The organism is Streptomyces sp. SAI-135, from assembly GCF_029893805.1.
GTDB lineage: Bacteria > Actinomycetota > Actinomycetes > Streptomycetales > Streptomycetaceae > Streptomyces.
Genome location: NZ_JARXYP010000002.1, coordinates 180,478 through 198,453, shown reverse-complemented (window position 1 = coordinate 198,453; position 17,976 = coordinate 180,478). Strand labels below are relative to the sequence as shown.

The following is a 17,976-nucleotide window of genomic DNA, read 5'->3' as shown; positions in this document are numbered from 1 at the left end:
TTGGAGGAGAATCCGATGAACCCGACCGCATTGGACGAGCACGCGTACCGGACGGCGGAGCAGCTGTTGCGGCACAACCGGCCGAAGCTCGTGTCGGGCGGCAGGATCCGCCCGCGGTGGATCGAGGGCGGTGCCCGCTTCTGGTACCGGATTGACACCTCGGACGGCCTGCGGTTCCTTCTCGTCGATCCCGGGCTGGGCAGCCGAAAGCCCGCGTTCGATCACGTCCAGCTCGCCAAGGCGCTCTCGGCCGCAACCGGCGAGGAAGTCGATGCGGCCGCCCTGCCGTTCGCGGCGTTCGAACTGGTCGACGGTGACGTCGAGTTTGACGCCTTCGGCCAGCGCTGGAGGTGGGTGGCGGGTGACCACGCCTGTGTGGGGGTGGAGCGGTCGCAACACCGGCAGCTCCTCGATGTCGCTGCCCCGGACGGCCGGCATGCGGTGTTCCGCAAGGACTACAACCTCTGGGTTCGTTCTCTGTCCGACGGACGCAATCGGGCATTGACCGACAACGGTTCGGTGGACCGCGACTACGGCGCCAATCCGGACTACTTCATGTACACCACGATGCTGGGGAAGCTCGGCATCCCGCATCTGCCGCCGGCGGTGTTGTGGTCGCCGGACTCCAAGCACGTACTCACGCACAGGACCGACATGCGTGGTGTCCGTGAGACGCACCTCATAGAAGCGCTGCCCGCGGACGGGGGCGCACCGCGGCTGCGGACCCAGCGGTTCGCTTTCGCGGGAGACGAGCGGGTGCCGTCGGCCGAGTTCGTGGTGCTGGATGTCGAATCCGGAAAGGTGGTTCCGGCGCGGGCCGAGCCTGTTGGCATGTCATTGATGTCCCCCATATCCCGTCAATGGGCGTGGTGGGCCGAGGACAGTTCGGCGGCGTACTACCTGAGTTCGACGCGAGACGGCAGGGAACTGAGCCTGCACCGGCTCGACCCGGCCTCCGGCGAAGTGCGCACGATTCTGACGGAATCCGGGCCGACGCGTGTGGAGCCGGGGCAGCTGCTCCAGCAGGCTCCGATCGTCAGGGTCCTGTCGGACGGGGCGGAGGTGCTCTGGTACTCCCAGCGTGACAACTGGGGGCACCTCTACCTCTACGGAACGCGGGACGGTGAGCTGCGCGCGCAGGTGACGTCCGGGCCGTGGGCAGTGCAGGAGATCCTGCGCGTCGACGAGGACCGGCGCGTGGTGTATTTCGTGGTCGCGGGCCTCGTCGAGGAGGATCCCTACCGCCGCTCGGTGTGCCGGGTGGGACTGGACGGGTCGGGGTTCGCCAAGATCATCGATGACGATGTGGACCATGCCGTGACCGTGCCGCCGGGTGCGGGGTACTTCATCGACTCGGCATCCACCAACGCCCTGGCGCCGGTGATCAGCGTGCGTGACTGGGACGGAAAGGTGCTCGTGGAGCTGTCCCGCGCGGACACCTCCCGCCTGCTCGAAACGGGGTGGAGCCCGCCGGAACGATTCCGCGTGACCGCAGCTGACGGGCAGACCGAGATCCACGGGATGCTCTACCTGCCGCACGGATTCGATCCGGCGAAGCGCTATCCCGTGGTGGACCACCCCTACGGTTTCCCGAGCGCCAGCCGTGTGGTGCCCTGCTTCGACCCCGGCTACTACGGCTTCGACGCGGAAGCACTGGCAGCTCTGGGCTTCGTCGTGGTCGCCATCGATGGACGTGGATCCCCGGGCCGGGACAAGGCGTTCCACGACGCCTCCTACGGCCGGGTCGGCGACGGAGCTGGGCTCGCCGACCATGTGGCCGCGCTTCGCGAACTGGCCCGAGACCGGCCGTGGATGGACCTCGACAGGGTCGGTGTGTTCGGAATGTCATCCGGCGGATTCGCCACCGTCCGGGCGATGCTCGAGTTCCCGGAGGTTTTCAAAGTTGGTGTCGCGGAGTGCGGGATGCACGACCTCCGCTTCGCCGAGCAGGGCATCGCCGAAATGTACAACGGCCCGTTCGACCCGGAGACGTACGCCGCGACGTCCAACATCGACCTCGCAGACCGGCTCGTGGGCAAGCTGCTCCTGGTCCACGGCGGCTTGGACGACAGTTTCTCGCCCCACCTGAGCATGCGACTGGCGGAGCGTTTGATCGCGGCGGACAAGGACTTCGACATGCTCATCGTGCCCAGCTCCGATCACGCCTTCGTCGGGTACGACCACCACCTCAACCGGCGCAGGTGGGACTTCTTCGTCCGCCACCTGATGGGCGTGGAACCGCCGAGTGGCTACCGGCTGACGCCCGTTCCGCTGGACCAGGAAGCACTCGCCGATCTGTTCGGATGAGGGGAAGAGGCATGTACACCAGGAAAGCGACCACGGCTGGACTTTGGCTTCGCCTGGGCAGCGATCCCGGCCAGCGCCCACGCCGGCGGCTGATCTGCATGCCTCATGCGGGCGGGACCGCGAGCACCTATGGGACGTGGCCCGGGTTGTTGCCTCAGGACCTCGCCGTGTACACGGCGCAGTACCCCGGGCGACAGGACCGGTTCCGCGAGCCTCCCGCGGATTCGATCGAGGACATGGCCGAGTCGATCGCGTCGGCGCTGGATCCCTTCAGCCGTGACCCGTTGGTGATCTTCGGCCACAGCATGGGCGCCTACGTTGCCTACGAGGTCGTCGCGGAACTGGAGCGTCGGCACGGACCGGTGGTTGATCTGCTGGTGGTCTCCGGCGTGATCGCCCCCCACCGCAAGGGAGCGGGCGAGGTGCACAAGCTCGGCGATGCCGAGTTCGTCGCCGAGGTCGCCCGGGATAACGAGTCGTTCGCGGACCTGCTGGTCAATCCCGACCTCATCGAGGTCCTCCTGCCAATGATCCGCGACGACTACCGGCTGTTTGAGCTGTACCGGCCGACCGATCCGCCCGCGGTGCACGCCCGGATGCTGGCGACGGGAGGCCGCACGGACCCGGACGTCGACCACGACGGACTGGTGTCGTGGGGAGAGCTGGCGACCGGTGACTTCGAGGCCGTCACCTTCCCTGGCGGACATTTCTATCTGGTCGAGGGCGAGGCCGCGCTGGTGGGAGCGCTTGCCGAGCGACTGCCTGTGTGATCCGGACTCAACCATGGAAAGGGGGAACGCAGTGATGCGAACTGCGTCCGCGAGGGCGGTTTCGACCGCCAGGGTGATGCGTCGTCGGCGGTATCTGATGTGCCGACCCGCCCATTTCACGGTGCGCTACTCGATCAACCCGTGGATGGATCCCGGTGTGCCGACGAGTGGGGAAACAGCCCTGGGGCAATGGAAGCGGCTGCACGACCTGCTGGTGGAGCTCGGCCACGACGTCGATCTGGTGCCGCCGCGCCCCGACCTGCCTGACATGGTGTTCGCCGCGAACGGAGCGGTCGCAGTGGACGGCAAGGCGCTCGTCGCCCGCTTCCGCCATCCGCAGCGGACCGGCGAGTCCGCCGCGTATCAGCAGTGGTTCGGCGACCACGGCTGGAGCGAAGTCCGGCAGGCGACCCAGATCAACGAGGGCGAGGGTGACTTCCTCCTGGCCGGGGACGTGCTGCTGGCGGGATCCGGCTTCCGCAGCGATCCCGCCGCCCAGTTGGAGGCCGCCGAGTTCTTCGGCCTGCCTGTGCTGGGCCTCACCCTGACCGACCCGCGCTTCTACCACCTGGACACCGCGCTTGCCGTCCTGGACGACGACGAGGTCATGTACTACCCCGGAGCCTTCGATGCCGAGAGCAGGAAGCTGCTGGCCGACAAGTACCCGGACGCGATTCTGGCCACCGAACGGGACGCGGAAGCGTTCGGCCTGAACGCCGTGTCCGACGGGCAGCACGTGGTGCTCGCTCGTGCGGCCGAACGCCTTGCCGGGCAGCTGAAGGAGCGGGGGTTCGAGCCGATCGGCGTGGAGCTGACCGAGTTGTTGAAGGCGGGCGGCGGAGCGAAGTGCTGCCTGCTGGAGATCCGCCACACCCAAGCCCGCCGCACCGTGGCACATGAATCCGCCGCGCACATTCCACTCCCTGAATCCCACCCCGCGTGAACGGAATTGGTGATGTCGGCCGACTGCCTGCACACGATCTTCTCCGCAAGAGCACGTTCCGCGCCCGACCGGGTCGCCCTTTCCACGCCCGACGGACCCGTGTCGTACGGCGAACTGGAGACCCGCAGCGATGGACTGGCAGCCAGACTCCACCGGCTCGGGGTGCGTCCGGGAACCCTCGTCGGGCTCAGCGCGCGCCGTAGTGCCGAAGCCGTCGTCGCGATGCTGGGCATCCTGAAGGCCGGCGGAGCCTATGTGCCGATCGATCCGGACTACCCCGCAGCCCGTATCGACTACCTGCTCGCCGACAGCGCGGTGCCGATCGTGGTCGCCACACTGGACGCAGCGCCTGCGCTGAGCGGACGTCACCCCACCATCGTGTGGGTGGACGAGACGGAGGCCGAGGACAAAGACGAGGGCCCGGCCGGTCCTGGCGCGGTGCTGTCCGAGGACGCGCAACCGTGGCCGGCGTCGTCCGAGGACGACCTCGCCTACATCATTTACACGAGCGGCTCCACCGGCGCCCCGAAGGGAGTCGCCGTCGAGCACAGGAACGTGATCCGGCTGTTCAGTAGTACACGCCCCTGGTTCCACTTCGACGAGAACGACACGTGGTCACTCTTCCACTCCATCAGCTTCGACTTCTCCGTCTGGGAGATCTGGGGGGCTCTGCTGCACGGCGGTCGTCTGGTGCTGCTGCCGGCGACTGTGACGCGGTCGCCGGAGCAACTGGTCGCACTGCTGCGCAGGGAACAGGTGACCGTTCTGAACCAGACCCCCTCGGCCTTCCACCAACTGCTCACCGTGCTCTTCGCCGAGCACAACAACGAACCGAGCACTTCGGGACTCGCGCTGCGGCTTGTCGTCTTCGGCGGCGAGCGACTGGAGCCGCGCATGCTGGCACCCTGGGTCGACCGGCACGGTGATCAGATGCCTCGACTGGTCAACATGTACGGCATCACCGAGACCACCGTTCACTGCACCTACCGCCCCATCACGGTGGCGGACGCAACGGGAGAAGGCGGGCCCAGCCCCATCGGGGTGCCGCTACCCGACCTGCGCGTGTACGTGCTCGACGAGCGAGGCCGACCACAGCCGGACGGCGTACCGGGGGAGATGCACGTAGCGGGCGCCGGGCTGGCCCGCGGCTACCTCAACCGACCGGAACTCACCGCCGATCGGTTCGTGCCATCGACGCCGGAGGTGGGCGAGGAGCGGCTGTACCGGACCGGCGATCGCGCGGTACGCAGGCCCGGCGGTGAACTGGTGTACCTCGGCCGAATGGACGATCAGCTGAAGGTCCGCGGATACCGGATCGAACCCGGCGAGATCGAGGAATGTCTGGGCCGCCTTCCCGACGTGGCAAGAGCCGTGGCCGCGTCCCGCGAATTCGGGGACGGTGACCTGCGGCTGGTCGCCTACCTGCTACCCATACGGCCCGCCGATGCGGACGGCGAGGCAGCGGACCGGCTTATTGCGGCTGCGGAACGGCACGTGCGGAAGGAGCTGCCGAGGCACCTGCGGCCGTCCCGCTACGTGGTCGTCCCGGAGATCCCTATGACTCTTCAAGGAAAGGTGAACCGTGATGCGCTCGGAAAAAAATAACCCTGCGGTGAGAAAGGGGCCTGCATCATGACCGTCTCATCCGGTGTTTCCGCGGCCGGAATTCGTCAGTCGGTGGAAGCAGTCGTCACCCAGGTGCTGGAACACAACGGCCTTGACCCGGACGTCGACCTGTTCGACCAGGGCGTGACATCGCTGGCGTTCATCCGGATCGTCGCGCAGCTCAACGAGCAGTACGACGTCAAGCTCGATGTCGCGGAACTGGAGGAAGCCAGCATCACCTCGCTGTCCGCGCTCGTTGGTGCGCAAGTCGGCGGAAAGAATCATTGACGCAGAAAGGGCACACGATGACGAACGCGGTGCGACAGAGCTTCACGCCGACCCCGGAGGAGGTCGCTGACTTCCATCAGCTGGGCTATATGGGCCCGTTCAAGGTGTATGACGAAGACGAGATGAGGCGTCTGTGGCGACGCGAGCGGCTACGGCTGATGGACCGCAGCGACGCCGTCTACGACGATGGCGACGCTCAGTCGGGCAACACCAACATTGGCAACTACGACCGCCACCTCGACTCCACCTTCCTCGCCGATCACATCTGCCGACCCGAGATCGTTGACCGGGTGGCTGCTGTGCTCGGGCCGGACGTCCTGTGCTGGCGCTCTGAGTTCTTCCCCAAGTACCCCGGGGACGAGGGCACTGACTGGCACCAGGCGGACACCTTCGCCTTCGCCTCCGGCCGGCCGCAGATCCTGTGGCCGGAGTCGGAGAAGGACTTCGGCGGCACCATCACCGTCTGGACGGCCTTCACCGAGGCCAGCGAGGACACCGGCTGCCTGCAGTTCATACCTGGCACCCAGCGCACCATGCACTACGACGAGTCGAAGGGGATGCACTACCAGCCTGACAAGATCAACCAGCAGGCCAAGGACGGCGTCTCCCGCGGGTTCTACGGTTACGACTACCGGCAGCTGCAGAAGGACCCAGACTGGCGTCCCCCGGAGGAGCGCGCCGTCTCCATGGTGATGCGCCCCGGCGAGGCCGTCATGTTCTGGTCCACCATGATGCACGCATCCAAGCCCCACAGCGCGCCGGACAAGGAGATGCGGCTGGGCTTCGCCGGTCGGTATGTGCCGACGTCGGTGCGCGTGTACCCCGACACCGAGGAAGTCGACGAGTACGGCGGCCGGGTCAGCCTGAGCGAGTACGGCGCCGTTCTCGTCTCGGGCACGGACACGTACACCCATAACCGGAAGGTGACGCAGACGACCAAGGGCCACGCCTTCCCCAAGAGGTAACGACCGCAGGCCAACAAGGAGGTCACATGCTGGGGCCGGAAGCCAGGCTGGCGGTCGCTCGCCTCGCCGCGGCGGTGCTGTCGGTGAGACCGCTCGTAGAAGGGATCGCTGCGCCCGTGCGGGTGGCTGCGGTCGACCGCGACGCGGAGCCGGTCCCAGGCGGTCAGCCCCCCGCCCAGTGGCGTGCACTGCGTGCGCTGCTGGCCAGGGTGGCCCGCCGGACCGGGGTCTCCGGGCTTGTCCTGTCCGGCGAGGAGGCATACGACGACTTGCAGGTCTTCGAGCGCGTGATCAGCGAACGGCTGGCGCTCGCAGACCTGCTGGACTCTGTGGGACCGGTGCCCGTGGACCGCCTCGGTGAGGTGGACTCCGTGGTCGACACCGCCCTCAGGGAGAGCTTCGACGGACTCTCCCGCAGGAAGACGGTCATCTCGGCCGACGGCACACCTCTGAACGCCTACGCGGCGGGCGAGGGCGAGGAGACAGTGGTGCTGGTGCCGGCCTGCGGCATGCCAGCCGCACTTGCGGAGGCCTGGGTGCGGTACTTCGCCCGAAACCGCCGGGTGTTGACCTGGGAGAGCCGAGGCCTCTTCGGCGCGGAGGGCGTGGGGGAGGAGCAGGCGACGGGCATCGACGCACAGGCCGGCGACCTGTTCGCGGTGATGGACCATCACGGGGCTTCAGCCGCACACGTGATCGGTCTGTGTGGAGGTGCTGCGATCGCTCTGGCGGCCGCGGCCGAACTACCGTCCCGGGTCTGCTCACTCAGTCTGTGGCACGGCGCCTATGGATTCGGCGAGAACTACCCCATGACGGCACATCAGCAGGGGCTGATCGAACTCATGACAACGGCGGCGCGTAGCCGTACCGCCGCGGAGGCGGTGCATGCGGCCTTCTGCCAGGCGATCCTCACGAGTACACCCGCTGATGTGGCGCATTTCGTGCTGTACCCCTATGCCAGTCCGGAGCTTCTGTATCGGTACTGCCGGCTGAACCTCGGCATCACGGGCACCGATGTGGAGCCCTATCTCGACAGAGTGGGGCTGCCCACTCTGGTGGTGACGAGCAGGGACGACGACATCGCCCACCCAGAAGGCTCCCAGCGGGTGGCCGCCGGTCTGCCCCAGGGCCAGTTGAGGGTGGAACCGCACGGCGACCACATTTCTCTGTTCAGCGCGGACGCGTCACTCCTGAGGGTGGCGGAGGAGTTCATGGAGCGACATCGGGTCCCGGCGCACTGAATGGCCCCGGTCCCTGTGGACGTGTGTCCCGTCGACCGGACACCTCTTCGACTGCGGGCAACCAGTGACGAGACACCGGACCAGGACGAGTTGGGTGGAGAGATGGCGACGGAGAGTGTGATGACACGAGCATGCTTGATCGGGGTTTTCGAGACCGGCTACGGAAAACTCGACGCAGGCCCGGCGGAATTGGCTCAGCGGGCCGCGCTGGGTGCTGTCAAGGACGCCGGCATCGGCCCCCAGGACATCGCACTCGTGGTGCTGTCGAACTCCATGGGAGGCACGCTCTCCGGTCAGGACATGGTCCGTGCACAGGTGTGGCTGCGCGGACTGGGCTTCGGCGACACGCCGATGCTCAATATCGAGAACGCCTGCGCGGGGGGAGCCTCCGCTGTCTACAACGCGATGTTGGCGGTCCGGGCGGGCATCGGCCCCGTGCTGGTGGTGGCGGTGGAGAAGATGTTCACCGGTAGCCGGGAGCTCACAATTGATGCACTCGAGCGCGGGCTGCCCGCCGATCTCCGCAGCGTGTACGCATCACGCTTCGAGGACGCTCCGTCTCTGCTGATGGGATTCAACGCGCTGTGGGCTCGCCAGATGGTCGCCGACGGCCGTGCCACCGTTGAGGAGATCGCTGCGGCGGCTGTCAAAGCGCGCCGGCACGGCAGCATGAACCCCTTGGCGCAACACCGCACACCTCTCAGTCTTGAGGACGTCCTGAACGCGCCCCCCGTCGTGGATCCGCTGACCCGGCCGATGTGCTCCTCGTTCACCGACGGCGCCTGCGGCGTAGTGCTGGCCCCTGATGATGGACAGTCGCCTGTTCTGCGTGGGGCCGTCGTCGTCTCCGGTGACGGTTCCATGGACTGGCACGATCGGACCGCTGCCCTCGCTTCCAGCCTGTGGACGGTGACCGGGTTGGAGGCGGCAGACGTGGACGTGATCGAAGTCCATGACGTCACCGCCGCGGAGGAGATCTGGACCCTCGAGGCCATAGGTCTCTTCGCGCAGGGCGCGGCGGGTGCGGCCACCGTGTCGGGGCGCACGACCTTCGGCGGCGATGGACCGCTGGTGAATCCCAGTGGGGGACTAATCGCCCGGGGCCATCCTGTGGGCGCGACAGGCCTGGCGCAGATCGTGGAGGTCACGCATCATCTGCGAGGCACGGCCGGTGATCGGCAGCAGAGTGGGGCGCGCATAGGAGTGACCTTCAACTGCGGAGGCATCACGGACGGCGACGCGTCCGTCATGGTCGCCACCGCGATCGAGGCCAGGTAATGCTGCGGATCGGCCTCTTGCTGCCCATGATGCCTCAGGACGGCGGGCTGCACGGAGACATTCCCGGGCTGGCCCGATGGGCAGAGAGCATCGGCGTGACGTCCCTGTGGGCAACCGACCACTTGCTGTGGCACTCGCCCGTCTTCGAGTGCATGACGGCCGTGACCCTCGCGGCCGCCGCCACGGAACGATGCCGCGTCGGTACATGCGTGCTCCAACTCCCGTTGCGCCGGCCTGTGGAAGTAGCCCGCGTTGCGTCGACGATCCAGCACGTCAGCGACGGCCGGTTCGTTCTCGGCGTCGGTGCGGGACTTCATGAGGGCGAATTCGACGCCGCTGGCGTCCGATATGACGATCGTGGTGCGCGGCTCGATGCCGGCATTCGACAGCTCCGCGGATTGTGGGCAGGGACGGACGATCGGTATGGACATCAGCGCATCGCCGCGCCGCCCATCTGGATCGGGGGCGCCAGTAGGCGAGCTGCCCGCCGCGTTGCCGCTCTGGGAGACGGCTGGATGCCCCTGTTCGTGTCTCCCGGCGGGCTCGCCGCACGCTTCGCCGACCTCGACGCGATGCTCCAGGCCAATGGCCGCAGGCCTGAGGAGGTCGCCCGGGCCGTCGTCCTGTGGACGCGCGTGACGGACAGCGCCGCGGAGGAACGCGAAGCCGCTTCTTGGCTCGGGCGGTTCTACGGGTTGCCCGACGCGGTCGTGGCCCGTCACCTCATCGTTGGTCCGCCTGAACGGTGCTTGGAGCGGATGCTCGAGTTCACCCGGGCCGGCGCGACGGAGATCCTCGTGAGTCCCGCCGCTGACGATCCCTCACCTACCGTGGCCGCTCTCTTCGCCGCGCTGCGAACCACGCTGCCGCAGGCGCGTGTACACGCATGAGCGAAGGCCTGTGGTGCGGGCAACGGCCCTGTGACCGGACTACGCCCCGGCGACGCTAGGGTCGGATCGTCGTCTCGGTGGACATGCCCGCGACCAGCCAGGTCAGCCCGCGGGTGAAGTCCCGGACGGCTGTCGGCTCGTCCGTGCCGCTGCCGACTGCCGGCCCGGGCGCGGTGCCAGTGCTTTCCAGCGACGTGAAGCCGTACATGAACTGGAAGACAGCGGACAGCGCGGTCGGTTGCAGTGACTCCGGAACCGGCGAGCGCGCGAGGATGTCCTGGACATGCAGCGAGAAACGTATGCTGTGCGGGCCAAGGCCCGAATACTTGGCGTAGCAGCCCAACGCCCAAGGGCGGGCGATCATGGTGTGTCGCCATGCCAGGGCCAGGGTGAGCAGATCATCCTGCCAGCCAAATCCGGCCAATGTGCTGGGCAGTTGTATCCGGCCGACCACAGCGTCCAGGGCGAACTCGAGTAAGTCGTCTTTGCCTTTGACGTACCAATAAACCGACATCGGCGTGACCTTGAGGTCCGCAGCCAGCCGCCGCATGGAGAACTGGGCGTCACCCTCAGAATCGAGAAGTCGGACGGCGGCGGTGACGATCCGTTCTCGATCGAGGTTCCCGGCGCCCGCCGCACTTGCGTGACGCCGCTGGCCCGGAACCTGCCTGTGCCACACGCTTTGCCGTGGTTGCGGCGGCTGTCTCGCGTCCTCGTCTTTCGCTGTCATCATCCTGTGGATCCATTCCTCTGATGGAGACCGGGGCCGCGGGCCAACGACGGGACGGGCGGTGCCTGCCGGGGGCAGAAGCCACGGAGGGCGGTCGAATCGGTCGACATCATCTCGCACTGTGATGACTGAAATCTGTGTCACTTCAGATATAAATGATATTGTCCCCGAGTGCCGCAGAACACACAACTGATCTTTGCTAACCGCGTTGGCCACTTCTACGGGAGCCGGTTCGGTTTCCCGCTGATGGCAGGGCGCCTGCTGGGCTATCTGCTGGTCTGCGACTCGCCGCAACAATCCATCGACCAGCTCAGCGCCGCACTTCGTGCGAGCCGGAGCGCCATCACAGATGCAGCCACGCTGCTGGCGAGCCTCCGGATGGTTCAGCGCGTACGCAGGGCCGGGGAGCGCGCGGACCTGGTGAGCCTGACCCCTGTCAGCCAACAGCTTCAGCGCTTCTTCGACTCGACCGTGCATGAGGAGCAAGCAGCCTTGTACCGGAGGGGGCTGCCCCTGGTTGCCGACTCCCGGCCGGCACGTCGAGCGCCGCTTCAAGAGGCGATCGTACTCGCCGAGTTTCTTGCCGAGCGGTTGCCCATGATCATGGTCGAGTGGGGCGGACGACGCGACGAGTTGTATGCAGGGACCAACCGTGCGGCGCCGAACGATGAACGTTCGGACACCTCGTAACGGTTACTCGACCCGGCTGGCCGACGCGCAGCCATACCGCGGCGCAGGCGAGGGCGCCGAGCAGTTGGTCGTACGAAACAAGCAATGCGGATCCACGGGGGAATCATGGTCAACAGCTTCGATCCCTACGCACCGGGTTCCAACGTCGATGTGGAGGGGCTGAGAATCGAGGAATCCGGCCTGACGGACTTCTGCGCTCAGATCTTCGGCCATCTTTCACGCGTCGATCAGCGGCGCTGCGCGTGCGCCTATGTGTCCGCCATCCTCACCACGCCGGGCAAGAAATCGATCCGCCGGCTCGCCCGCACCGTCTCGACCTCACCAGCCGCAGCCCAGTCCCTGCGCCAGTTCGTCAACGGGAGTCCGTGGAGCTGGCAGCCGGCACTGCACGAACTCGCCTCCTGGACCCGAAGGCACTGGCCGGTGACGGCATGGTCGATAGGCCGGGCATTCCTGCCCAAACGCGGCGAGCGTTCGGTCGGCGTGCATCGACACTACGATCCGTTCTCCAACCGGACGTTGAGCTGCCAACTCGGCTACGGCGCGTTCCTCTCCGTCGGGACTGCCCACATACCTGTGGAATGGGAGCTATCGCTGCCCGGTGCGTGGAATGATGATAGGCAGCTCCGGCGCCGCGCCCGCATTCCGGACACCGAACAGGGCCGACCGGCGTGGGCGCACACCCTCAGTCTGGTGGACTCCCTTGCCTCGCGCATGGAACCGGTGCCCGTTGTTGCCGACCTCAGCGATGAGCCCGAGGTCGGTCATCTGATCCAGGGGCTCGAACAGCGCGGACATGACTTCGTCATCGCGGTGCCGCACCGTCTCCGAGTGCACTTCTCGGATCACCTCGGCAGCCGCAGAACAGGGCCTGCGGCCCGGTACCTGGCCTCCGCGGACACCTCGGTGGAAATGGTTGTGCCCGGCGGCCCAGAGGATGGGGGCAGGGTCACGCGCATCCTGACCGTGCCGGTGGACCTCCATGGCGAAAGACACGGTTGCGCGTCGGCGGAAGACCCCTATCGCCTCTTCGCGAAGGTAGGACCCGGGCAGCCCGATCAAGCCTGGATCACCAACCTGCGCAGTTGCAGACTTCGAGAAGCCGTCAAGCTCGCTGAACTGTCTCTGGGTACCAGCACTGCCGTATCCGCGATGGCGCGGTGGTTCGGGCTTCTGGACTTCGAGGGACGATCCTTCCCCGGCTGGCACCATCACATGACACTGGTTTCAGCCGCGTACGCCTACGGACGGCTCGGCCCTCTTGGTGACAGGTCTCCGAATCACGGGAGTTATAACACGTCAGATTTGGCCATCTTGGCGCAGCGCCCCTGGTTAAAGCCGACGTATGAACATTGAAAAGTTGTGGCGGCCAACAGGGGAGTGGTTGCTCTGCTCGGGCGGGCCGGGTTTGACTGGCCCTGAAGCACAAAGCGCCGCGTCGCGCCGGCAGCCAAATGCAGCCGGAGTGTCGCACTCGCTGATGAGATAACGATCAGGACCATCCGATGAGCCACCGATACATGGAGGCATACTGATGGACGCCCCCCACGAAATGCATCCGCCGAGAACAGCGCTGTCGAACAAGTCGTTACTTTCCGAGCCTATGAAGAGGCGTATGGCCTGTGACGCTGCGCAGCGAAACCAAGTGCTCACTACCCAAGTCAGTCTGCAGATACCGGATGGCCTGAACTTCGAGTCCTGGGAGCGTGCTGGCCGGCAGCTTGCTGGACTGGTAAATTCGTCCGCTTGGTGGCTCGGGGACTGGCTCGTATACGGTAAGGACAACTACGGAGACCGGTACGAAATAGGCATTCGTGCTGCTGGTTTAAAATACCAGACACTGCGCAACTATGCATGGGTCTCGAGAAGGTTTGACTCCAGTCGGCGCCGCGCCAAGTTGAGCTTTCAGCATCATGCGGAAGTAGCCTCGCTCCCCGTGAACGAGCAGGAACACTGGCTCGACAGCGCAGAGGAGATGAAGTGGACCACGAAGCGGCTTCGCAATGCGATCCAGAATTCACGCGAGGACGAGGTAGGGGAAACTCGTCAGGTTACTGCGGTTCGCCGGCTCGAAGTGCCTGATCAGCGAATTCGACAGTGGCGCATGGCGGCGGAGCGCGCGGGGACCGATCTGGACGCGTGGGTCGTGGCGACACTCGATCGCGCAGCCGAGCGGACCCTGGACGAGGAGGAGGCCCTTGCCTACCGCCGCGAGGTCAGCGCCTGAGGCAGCCTTCACCGTGGTTGACCACAGCCTCCGGCGTGGTCAACCACGGTGAAGAGTGCCGTCAAGGAAGTTGATCCATGAGGCGGGCGGTCTCGCGATGGCGGCTGCACTGACTCCGGGCGAAGGACTCGTGCACACGATCGCGGATCTCGGGCCGCTGCTCCTGACTGAGCTTGAACATGCCCTCGGCCTGAGACACGGTGACGCGGAAGGCGCCCACGCCCGGAAGGATCTTACGGAAGTAGTCGACCGACTCGGACATATCCCAGTCGGTGCCGAATTTTCCCTCGAATTCCTGGACCGTGTGTGTGACCACTTCCAGGGTCTGCTCGGGCGAATCGATTTTCTCGATGGTCCCGTGCACATGGACGGAAGTGAAGTCCCAAGTCGGCGCAGCCGGGGTGGTCTGGTAGACCGTCGGGGACACATAGGCGTGCGGTCCAGTGAATACGAGAAGGACCGGATCGCCGTTCTGGAGCGCCGACCAGTGTGGATTCTGCGCGTTCATGTGTCCGAGAAGCAGGGCACCCGAAAGACCGTCGGTCCACTCGCCCGTCCACTGCGGATCCCGGATGACCGGTAGGTGTGTGGCCAACGGCCCTTGCTCAGCTGTTCCGTTGACCGTCAGTAATGCTAACGGATAGCGGGTGATCACGTCGACCATCCAAGATCTGTCCGGTTCACGGTATTGGCGGGGAACGAACACCGGCTGCATCCTTTCGTTGGATTTTGCTGCGACGACACCGTAGTTGTTGAAGTCGTCCTTCGTCAGGACTCGTTCGATCCGCTGTATGCACATCATGCTGTCCTGTCGGCGGGACACCGAGTTCTGGATCTGGTCTTCAATCGCCCCTTAGAGTCGATTCTGCGCGCTATTTGCTGTGAAGATCGATGAGTGAGAATAGGTGACTGTCTTGGACGCTCATATCCACGCTGCGCGCTCAAGCGATTCGATTACCGGAAGCATGCTGATCGGGCTTGCCCTCATCCTTGCTGCCGCATTCGTATGTGCCCGTATCGCCAGACGCGTCGGCCAGCCGGCGGTCATGGGTGAGATCATCGCCGGTATCGCTCTCGGGCCGAGCCTTCTCGGGCTCCTTCCGGGTAACGTCACCGACGCCCTCTTTCCCGCGGACGCGCGGCCACTGCTCCAGGCCCTCGCCCAACTCGGGCTGGTGCTCTTCATGTTCGGAGTCGGCTATGAGCTGGACCTGTTCCGACTTCGTGGGGCCGGCCGACAGGTCATCGCAATATCCCTCAGCTCCGTCACACTGCCGTTCGCGCTGGGGTCGACGCTGGCTCTGCTGCTCTACCCCTGGTACGACAAGTCGCAGCTCAGCACCTCGGGCGTGCTCGCCCCCGCGCTGTTCCTCGGCGCGGCGATGGCCATCACCGCGTTCCCGGTGCTCGCCCGGATCATCGCCGAACGCGGTATGCAGCGCACGCGGATAGGAGCGCTGGCGGTCACCTGCGCGGCGATCGAGGACGTCATCGCCTGGTGCGTGCTGGCCGTGATCGTCGTCATCGCGACCGCCGGCGGAACCGGGCCGCTGGTGCGGATGCTGCTCGAGTCAGGGGCCTTCCTGCTGGTGATCCTTTACGTCGTACGTCCCGGACTGCGCTGGCTGATGGACGCGAAGCGACGGTGGGTGGCGAGCAACTACCTCATCCACGCAGTCCTCGTCTCAGGTCTCCTTCTGTCGGCGTGGGCCACCAACGAGATCGGCCTGCACGCCGTCTTCGGCGGCTTTGCCTTCGGGGCCGTGGTGCCGCGCGAGGAGATCGATGCACGGGCCCCGGAAGTCGCGGAGCGCATCGAACAGACCAGCCTCTTCCTCCTTCCCGTCTTCTTCACCGTCACCGGGCTGTCCGTGAACATCGGTGGGCTGGGCGGCCAAGGCGTCGTCGTGGTCGTCGCCGTGATCTTGGTCGCGTGTGCGGGCAAGTTCGCCGGCGCCACCGTCTCCGCCCGCCTGTCAGGCGCCACATGGCCGGAGTCGGCGACGCTGGGCGTCCTGCTCAACGCTCGCGGTCTGACGGAACTGGTGATCCTGAACGTGGGCCTCGAACTCGGAGTCCTGGACAACAAAATGTTCACCGCGATGGTCATCATGGCCCTCGTGACCACCTTCATGACCGGTCCACTGCTCAGGCGTCTGAGGCCCCGCCAGGAGGACCATCCGATTCCCGTGCCGACGGCGAGTGCTCGGCGCCCAGGGAGCTAGTTCGGCGCCAGGAACAGCGACTCAGCACTGTCCTGTCGACCGGACGACGGTGAAAACAATGCTGCCGATGGCGGCACTCGTGGAGGGAAGTTCTGTGGCTGTTCGTACATCTGCGCTTTACGACGTGATCGGTGTGGGGTTTGGACCGTCCAACCTGTCGCTGGCCGTTGCTCTTGAAGAACACAACACGCACAACCCGAACGAACGGATCACCGGGCTCTTCGTCGAACGGCAGGAGTCCTTCGGATGGCACCGAAACATGCTGCTCCCCTCTGCGACGATGCAGATTCCCTTCCTGAAAGACGTCGCCACCCTCCGTAACCCGGCCTCCCGCTACAGCTTCGTGTCATATCTGCATGCCTCGGGCCGCCTGGCTGGCTTCATCAACAACCAGACCTTCTTTCCCACTAGGCAGGAGTTCCACAAGTATCTGGAGTGGGTGGCGGCGCAGTTCACGGACCAGGTCCTCTACGGCTCGGAGGTGATCGGCCTGCGGCAGTCTCCAGCCAGCGACACAGCCGGCACCCCGGCGTACCTGGAGGTGGACGTGTGTAGGCGGGGGAGCCCCCTGGTCGAGTCGGTGCGGGCGCGGAACGTCGTCATCTCTACGGGCCTGGTCCCTCGTATGCCGGAAGGCATCCAGCAGGACGACCGCGTGTGGCACAGCTCGGAGTTCCTGACGCGATTCCGGGAGACGAATCCGGCGGACATCACGTCCGTCGCGGTGGTCGGAGCGGGTCAGAGCGCGGCCGAGATCACCCGCTTCATGTACGACACCGTGCCCCATGCCCAGGTGTACGCCATCGTGCCGTCGTACGGGTACGCGCTGGCGGACGACACGCCCTTCGCCAACCAGGTGTTCGATCCGGGCGCCGTGGACGACTACTACTTCGGAACGGAGCAGACGCGACAGGCGTTCTGGGACTACCACCGCAACACCAACTACTCGGTGGCCGACGACGAAGTCATCAGGGATCTGTACCGCCGTTCCTATGACGAGGACGTCCGGGGCGGCCGGCGGCTGCACGTGCTGAATCTCAGCCGGGTGACGGAGGTCAAGCGTGACGGCGACGAGACACGCGTCCTGGTGTCGAGCAGCGATGTGCAGGAGATCGTAGTAGACGTCTGCGTGTTCGCCACGGGCTACCACAACATGGAGGCGACTCACCTTCTCGGCGAGCTGGACCGGCACTGCCTGCGCGACGCGGCCGGCCGCCACCGAGTGGGGCGGGACTACCGCCTCGTGGCCGACCCAGAACTGGGCTGCGGAATATACCTCCAGGGCGGAACGGAGCACACGCACGGACTGACATCGTCCCTGCTGTCCAACATCGCTGTGCGCAGTGGGGAGATCACGGAATCCGTGATCAGCCACCGACGGGTGGAACGGGAACTCGCCCAGGCCCTCCCCGCCGAGCCTGCGGGAAGATGAGCAGAAGGACGTGCGCATGAGGCGGGCCCGGCGCGATGCGTGCGCCGGGCCCCTCTCGCGTGCGTCTAGCGGACGCGTTCCTTCTCAGGCACCGCTGGCCACCACCTGGTCTGCGGCCATCGCCTCCTGAAGGCTCTTCGGCCGGAGATCCGTCCAGTTTTCCTCCACGTACTGAAGACACTCCTGGCGATCAGCTTCGCCGAAGACGACCCGCCAACCGGAAGGTACCTCGGCGAACGACGGCCACAGGGAGTGCTGTTCCTCGTCGTTCACCAGGACGAAGAACCGCCCGTCCTCGTCGTCAAAGGGATTTCCGTTCATGATCAACTCCGATTCTTGATACTCGGTGTGACGAGTCAGCCCTAAGGAACTGGCGATCTCTGGA

The 17,976-nt window shown here is 65.9% G+C and carries 17 protein-coding genes; 14 read left to right on the top strand and 3 right to left on the bottom strand.

The annotated features are described in order from the left end of the window. Positions 1-15 precede the first annotated feature (15 nt). From M2163_RS05565 to M2163_RS05525, 9 genes are all read left to right on the top strand, one after another. A complete protein-coding gene (locus tag M2163_RS05565; protein ID WP_280893280.1) occupies positions 16-2,307 on the top strand; it encodes a DPP IV N-terminal domain-containing protein in 2,292 nt (763 codons plus the stop codon). A 53-nt stretch (positions 2,308-2,360) separates the two neighbouring features. Beyond that, complete coding sequence (locus M2163_RS05560; protein ID WP_280897214.1) at positions 2,361-3,077, top strand: alpha/beta fold hydrolase; 717 nt, start codon at positions 2,361-2,363, stop codon at positions 3,075-3,077. Positions 3,078-3,111: 34 nt separating this feature from the next. Beyond that, complete coding sequence (gene ddaH, locus M2163_RS05555; protein WP_280908818.1) at positions 3,112-4,020, top strand: dimethylargininase; 909 nt, start codon at positions 3,112-3,114, stop codon at positions 4,018-4,020. Positions 4,021-4,032: 12 nt separating this feature from the next. Further along, positions 4,033-5,625 (top strand): amino acid adenylation domain-containing protein, encoded by a 1,593-nt coding sequence (locus M2163_RS05550; RefSeq protein ID WP_280893278.1) that lies wholly within the window; start codon positions 4,033-4,035, stop codon positions 5,623-5,625. Positions 5,626-5,652: 27 nt separating this feature from the next. After that, positions 5,653-5,913: an acyl carrier protein gene (locus tag M2163_RS05545; protein WP_219997166.1), complete on the top strand. Its 261-nt coding sequence runs from the start codon at positions 5,653-5,655 to the stop codon at positions 5,911-5,913. Positions 5,914-5,930: 17 nt separating this feature from the next. Next, positions 5,931-6,878 carry a chlorinating enzyme gene (locus M2163_RS05540; RefSeq protein WP_280893277.1) on the top strand — a complete coding sequence of 316 codons (948 nt, stop codon included), beginning with the start codon at positions 5,931-5,933 and terminating at the stop codon, positions 6,876-6,878. Between the two features lie 26 nt (positions 6,879-6,904). Next, entirely contained in the window at positions 6,905-8,119 is a 1,215-nt protein-coding gene (locus tag M2163_RS05535; protein ID WP_280893276.1) for an alpha/beta hydrolase, read from the top strand. A gap of 135 nt (positions 8,120-8,254) precedes the next feature. Then, complete coding sequence (locus tag M2163_RS05530; RefSeq protein ID WP_280893275.1) at positions 8,255-9,397, top strand: thiolase family protein; 1,143 nt, start codon at positions 8,255-8,257, stop codon at positions 9,395-9,397. Beyond that, positions 9,397-10,287, top strand: coding sequence for an LLM class flavin-dependent oxidoreductase (locus M2163_RS05525; RefSeq protein WP_141202797.1), 891 nt, complete (start codon positions 9,397-9,399; stop codon positions 10,285-10,287). Before M2163_RS05530 ends, M2163_RS05525 begins: the two co-directional genes overlap by 1 nt. Positions 10,288-10,342: 55 nt before the next feature. Here M2163_RS05525 and M2163_RS05520 read toward each other — a convergent pair whose 3' ends face one another. After that, the gene (locus M2163_RS05520; RefSeq protein ID WP_280893274.1) at positions 10,343-11,020 is read right to left on the bottom strand and encodes a TetR/AcrR family transcriptional regulator; all 678 of its coding nucleotides are present in this window, start codon (positions 11,018-11,020) and stop codon (positions 10,343-10,345) included. A 168-nt stretch (positions 11,021-11,188) separates the two neighbouring features. Between M2163_RS05520 and M2163_RS05515 the strand changes: the two genes are divergently transcribed. The 3 genes from M2163_RS05515 (at position 11,189) to M2163_RS05505 (ending at position 13,934) form a co-directional block, all read left to right on the top strand. Beyond that, positions 11,189-11,707 carry a hypothetical protein gene (locus M2163_RS05515; protein ID WP_280893273.1) on the top strand — a complete coding sequence of 173 codons (519 nt, stop codon included), beginning with the start codon at positions 11,189-11,191 and terminating at the stop codon, positions 11,705-11,707. A gap of 105 nt (positions 11,708-11,812) precedes the next feature. Then, positions 11,813-13,063: a transposase gene (locus M2163_RS05510; RefSeq protein ID WP_280893272.1), complete on the top strand. Its 1,251-nt coding sequence runs from the start codon at positions 11,813-11,815 to the stop codon at positions 13,061-13,063. Positions 13,064-13,241: 178 nt separating this feature from the next. Continuing rightward, positions 13,242-13,934 carry an LmbU family transcriptional regulator gene (locus M2163_RS05505; protein WP_348542155.1) on the top strand — a complete coding sequence of 231 codons (693 nt, stop codon included), beginning with the start codon at positions 13,242-13,244 and terminating at the stop codon, positions 13,932-13,934. Positions 13,935-13,995: 61 nt separating this feature from the next. Here the strand turns inward: M2163_RS05505 and M2163_RS05500 are convergent, their stop codons facing one another. Further along, entirely contained in the window at positions 13,996-14,757 is a 762-nt protein-coding gene (locus M2163_RS05500; protein ID WP_280893271.1) for an FMN-binding negative transcriptional regulator, read from the bottom strand. A 142-nt stretch (positions 14,758-14,899) separates the two neighbouring features. On the opposite strand from M2163_RS05500, the gene M2163_RS05495 reads away from it, so the two are divergent. Together M2163_RS05495 and M2163_RS05490 are read left to right on the top strand one after the other, a co-directional pair. After that, the gene (locus M2163_RS05495; protein ID WP_280893270.1) at positions 14,900-16,159 is read left to right on the top strand and encodes a cation:proton antiporter; all 1,260 of its coding nucleotides are present in this window, start codon (positions 14,900-14,902) and stop codon (positions 16,157-16,159) included. A 58-nt stretch (positions 16,160-16,217) separates the two neighbouring features. Next, a complete protein-coding gene (locus M2163_RS05490) occupies positions 16,218-17,591 on the top strand; it encodes a SidA/IucD/PvdA family monooxygenase (RefSeq protein WP_348542163.1) in 1,374 nt (457 codons plus the stop codon). A gap of 84 nt (positions 17,592-17,675) precedes the next feature. Here M2163_RS05490 and M2163_RS05485 read toward each other — a convergent pair whose 3' ends face one another. Further along, positions 17,676-17,912: an MbtH family protein gene (locus M2163_RS05485; RefSeq protein WP_280897211.1), complete on the bottom strand. Its 237-nt coding sequence runs from the start codon at positions 17,910-17,912 to the stop codon at positions 17,676-17,678. Positions 17,913-17,976 lie beyond the last annotated feature (64 nt).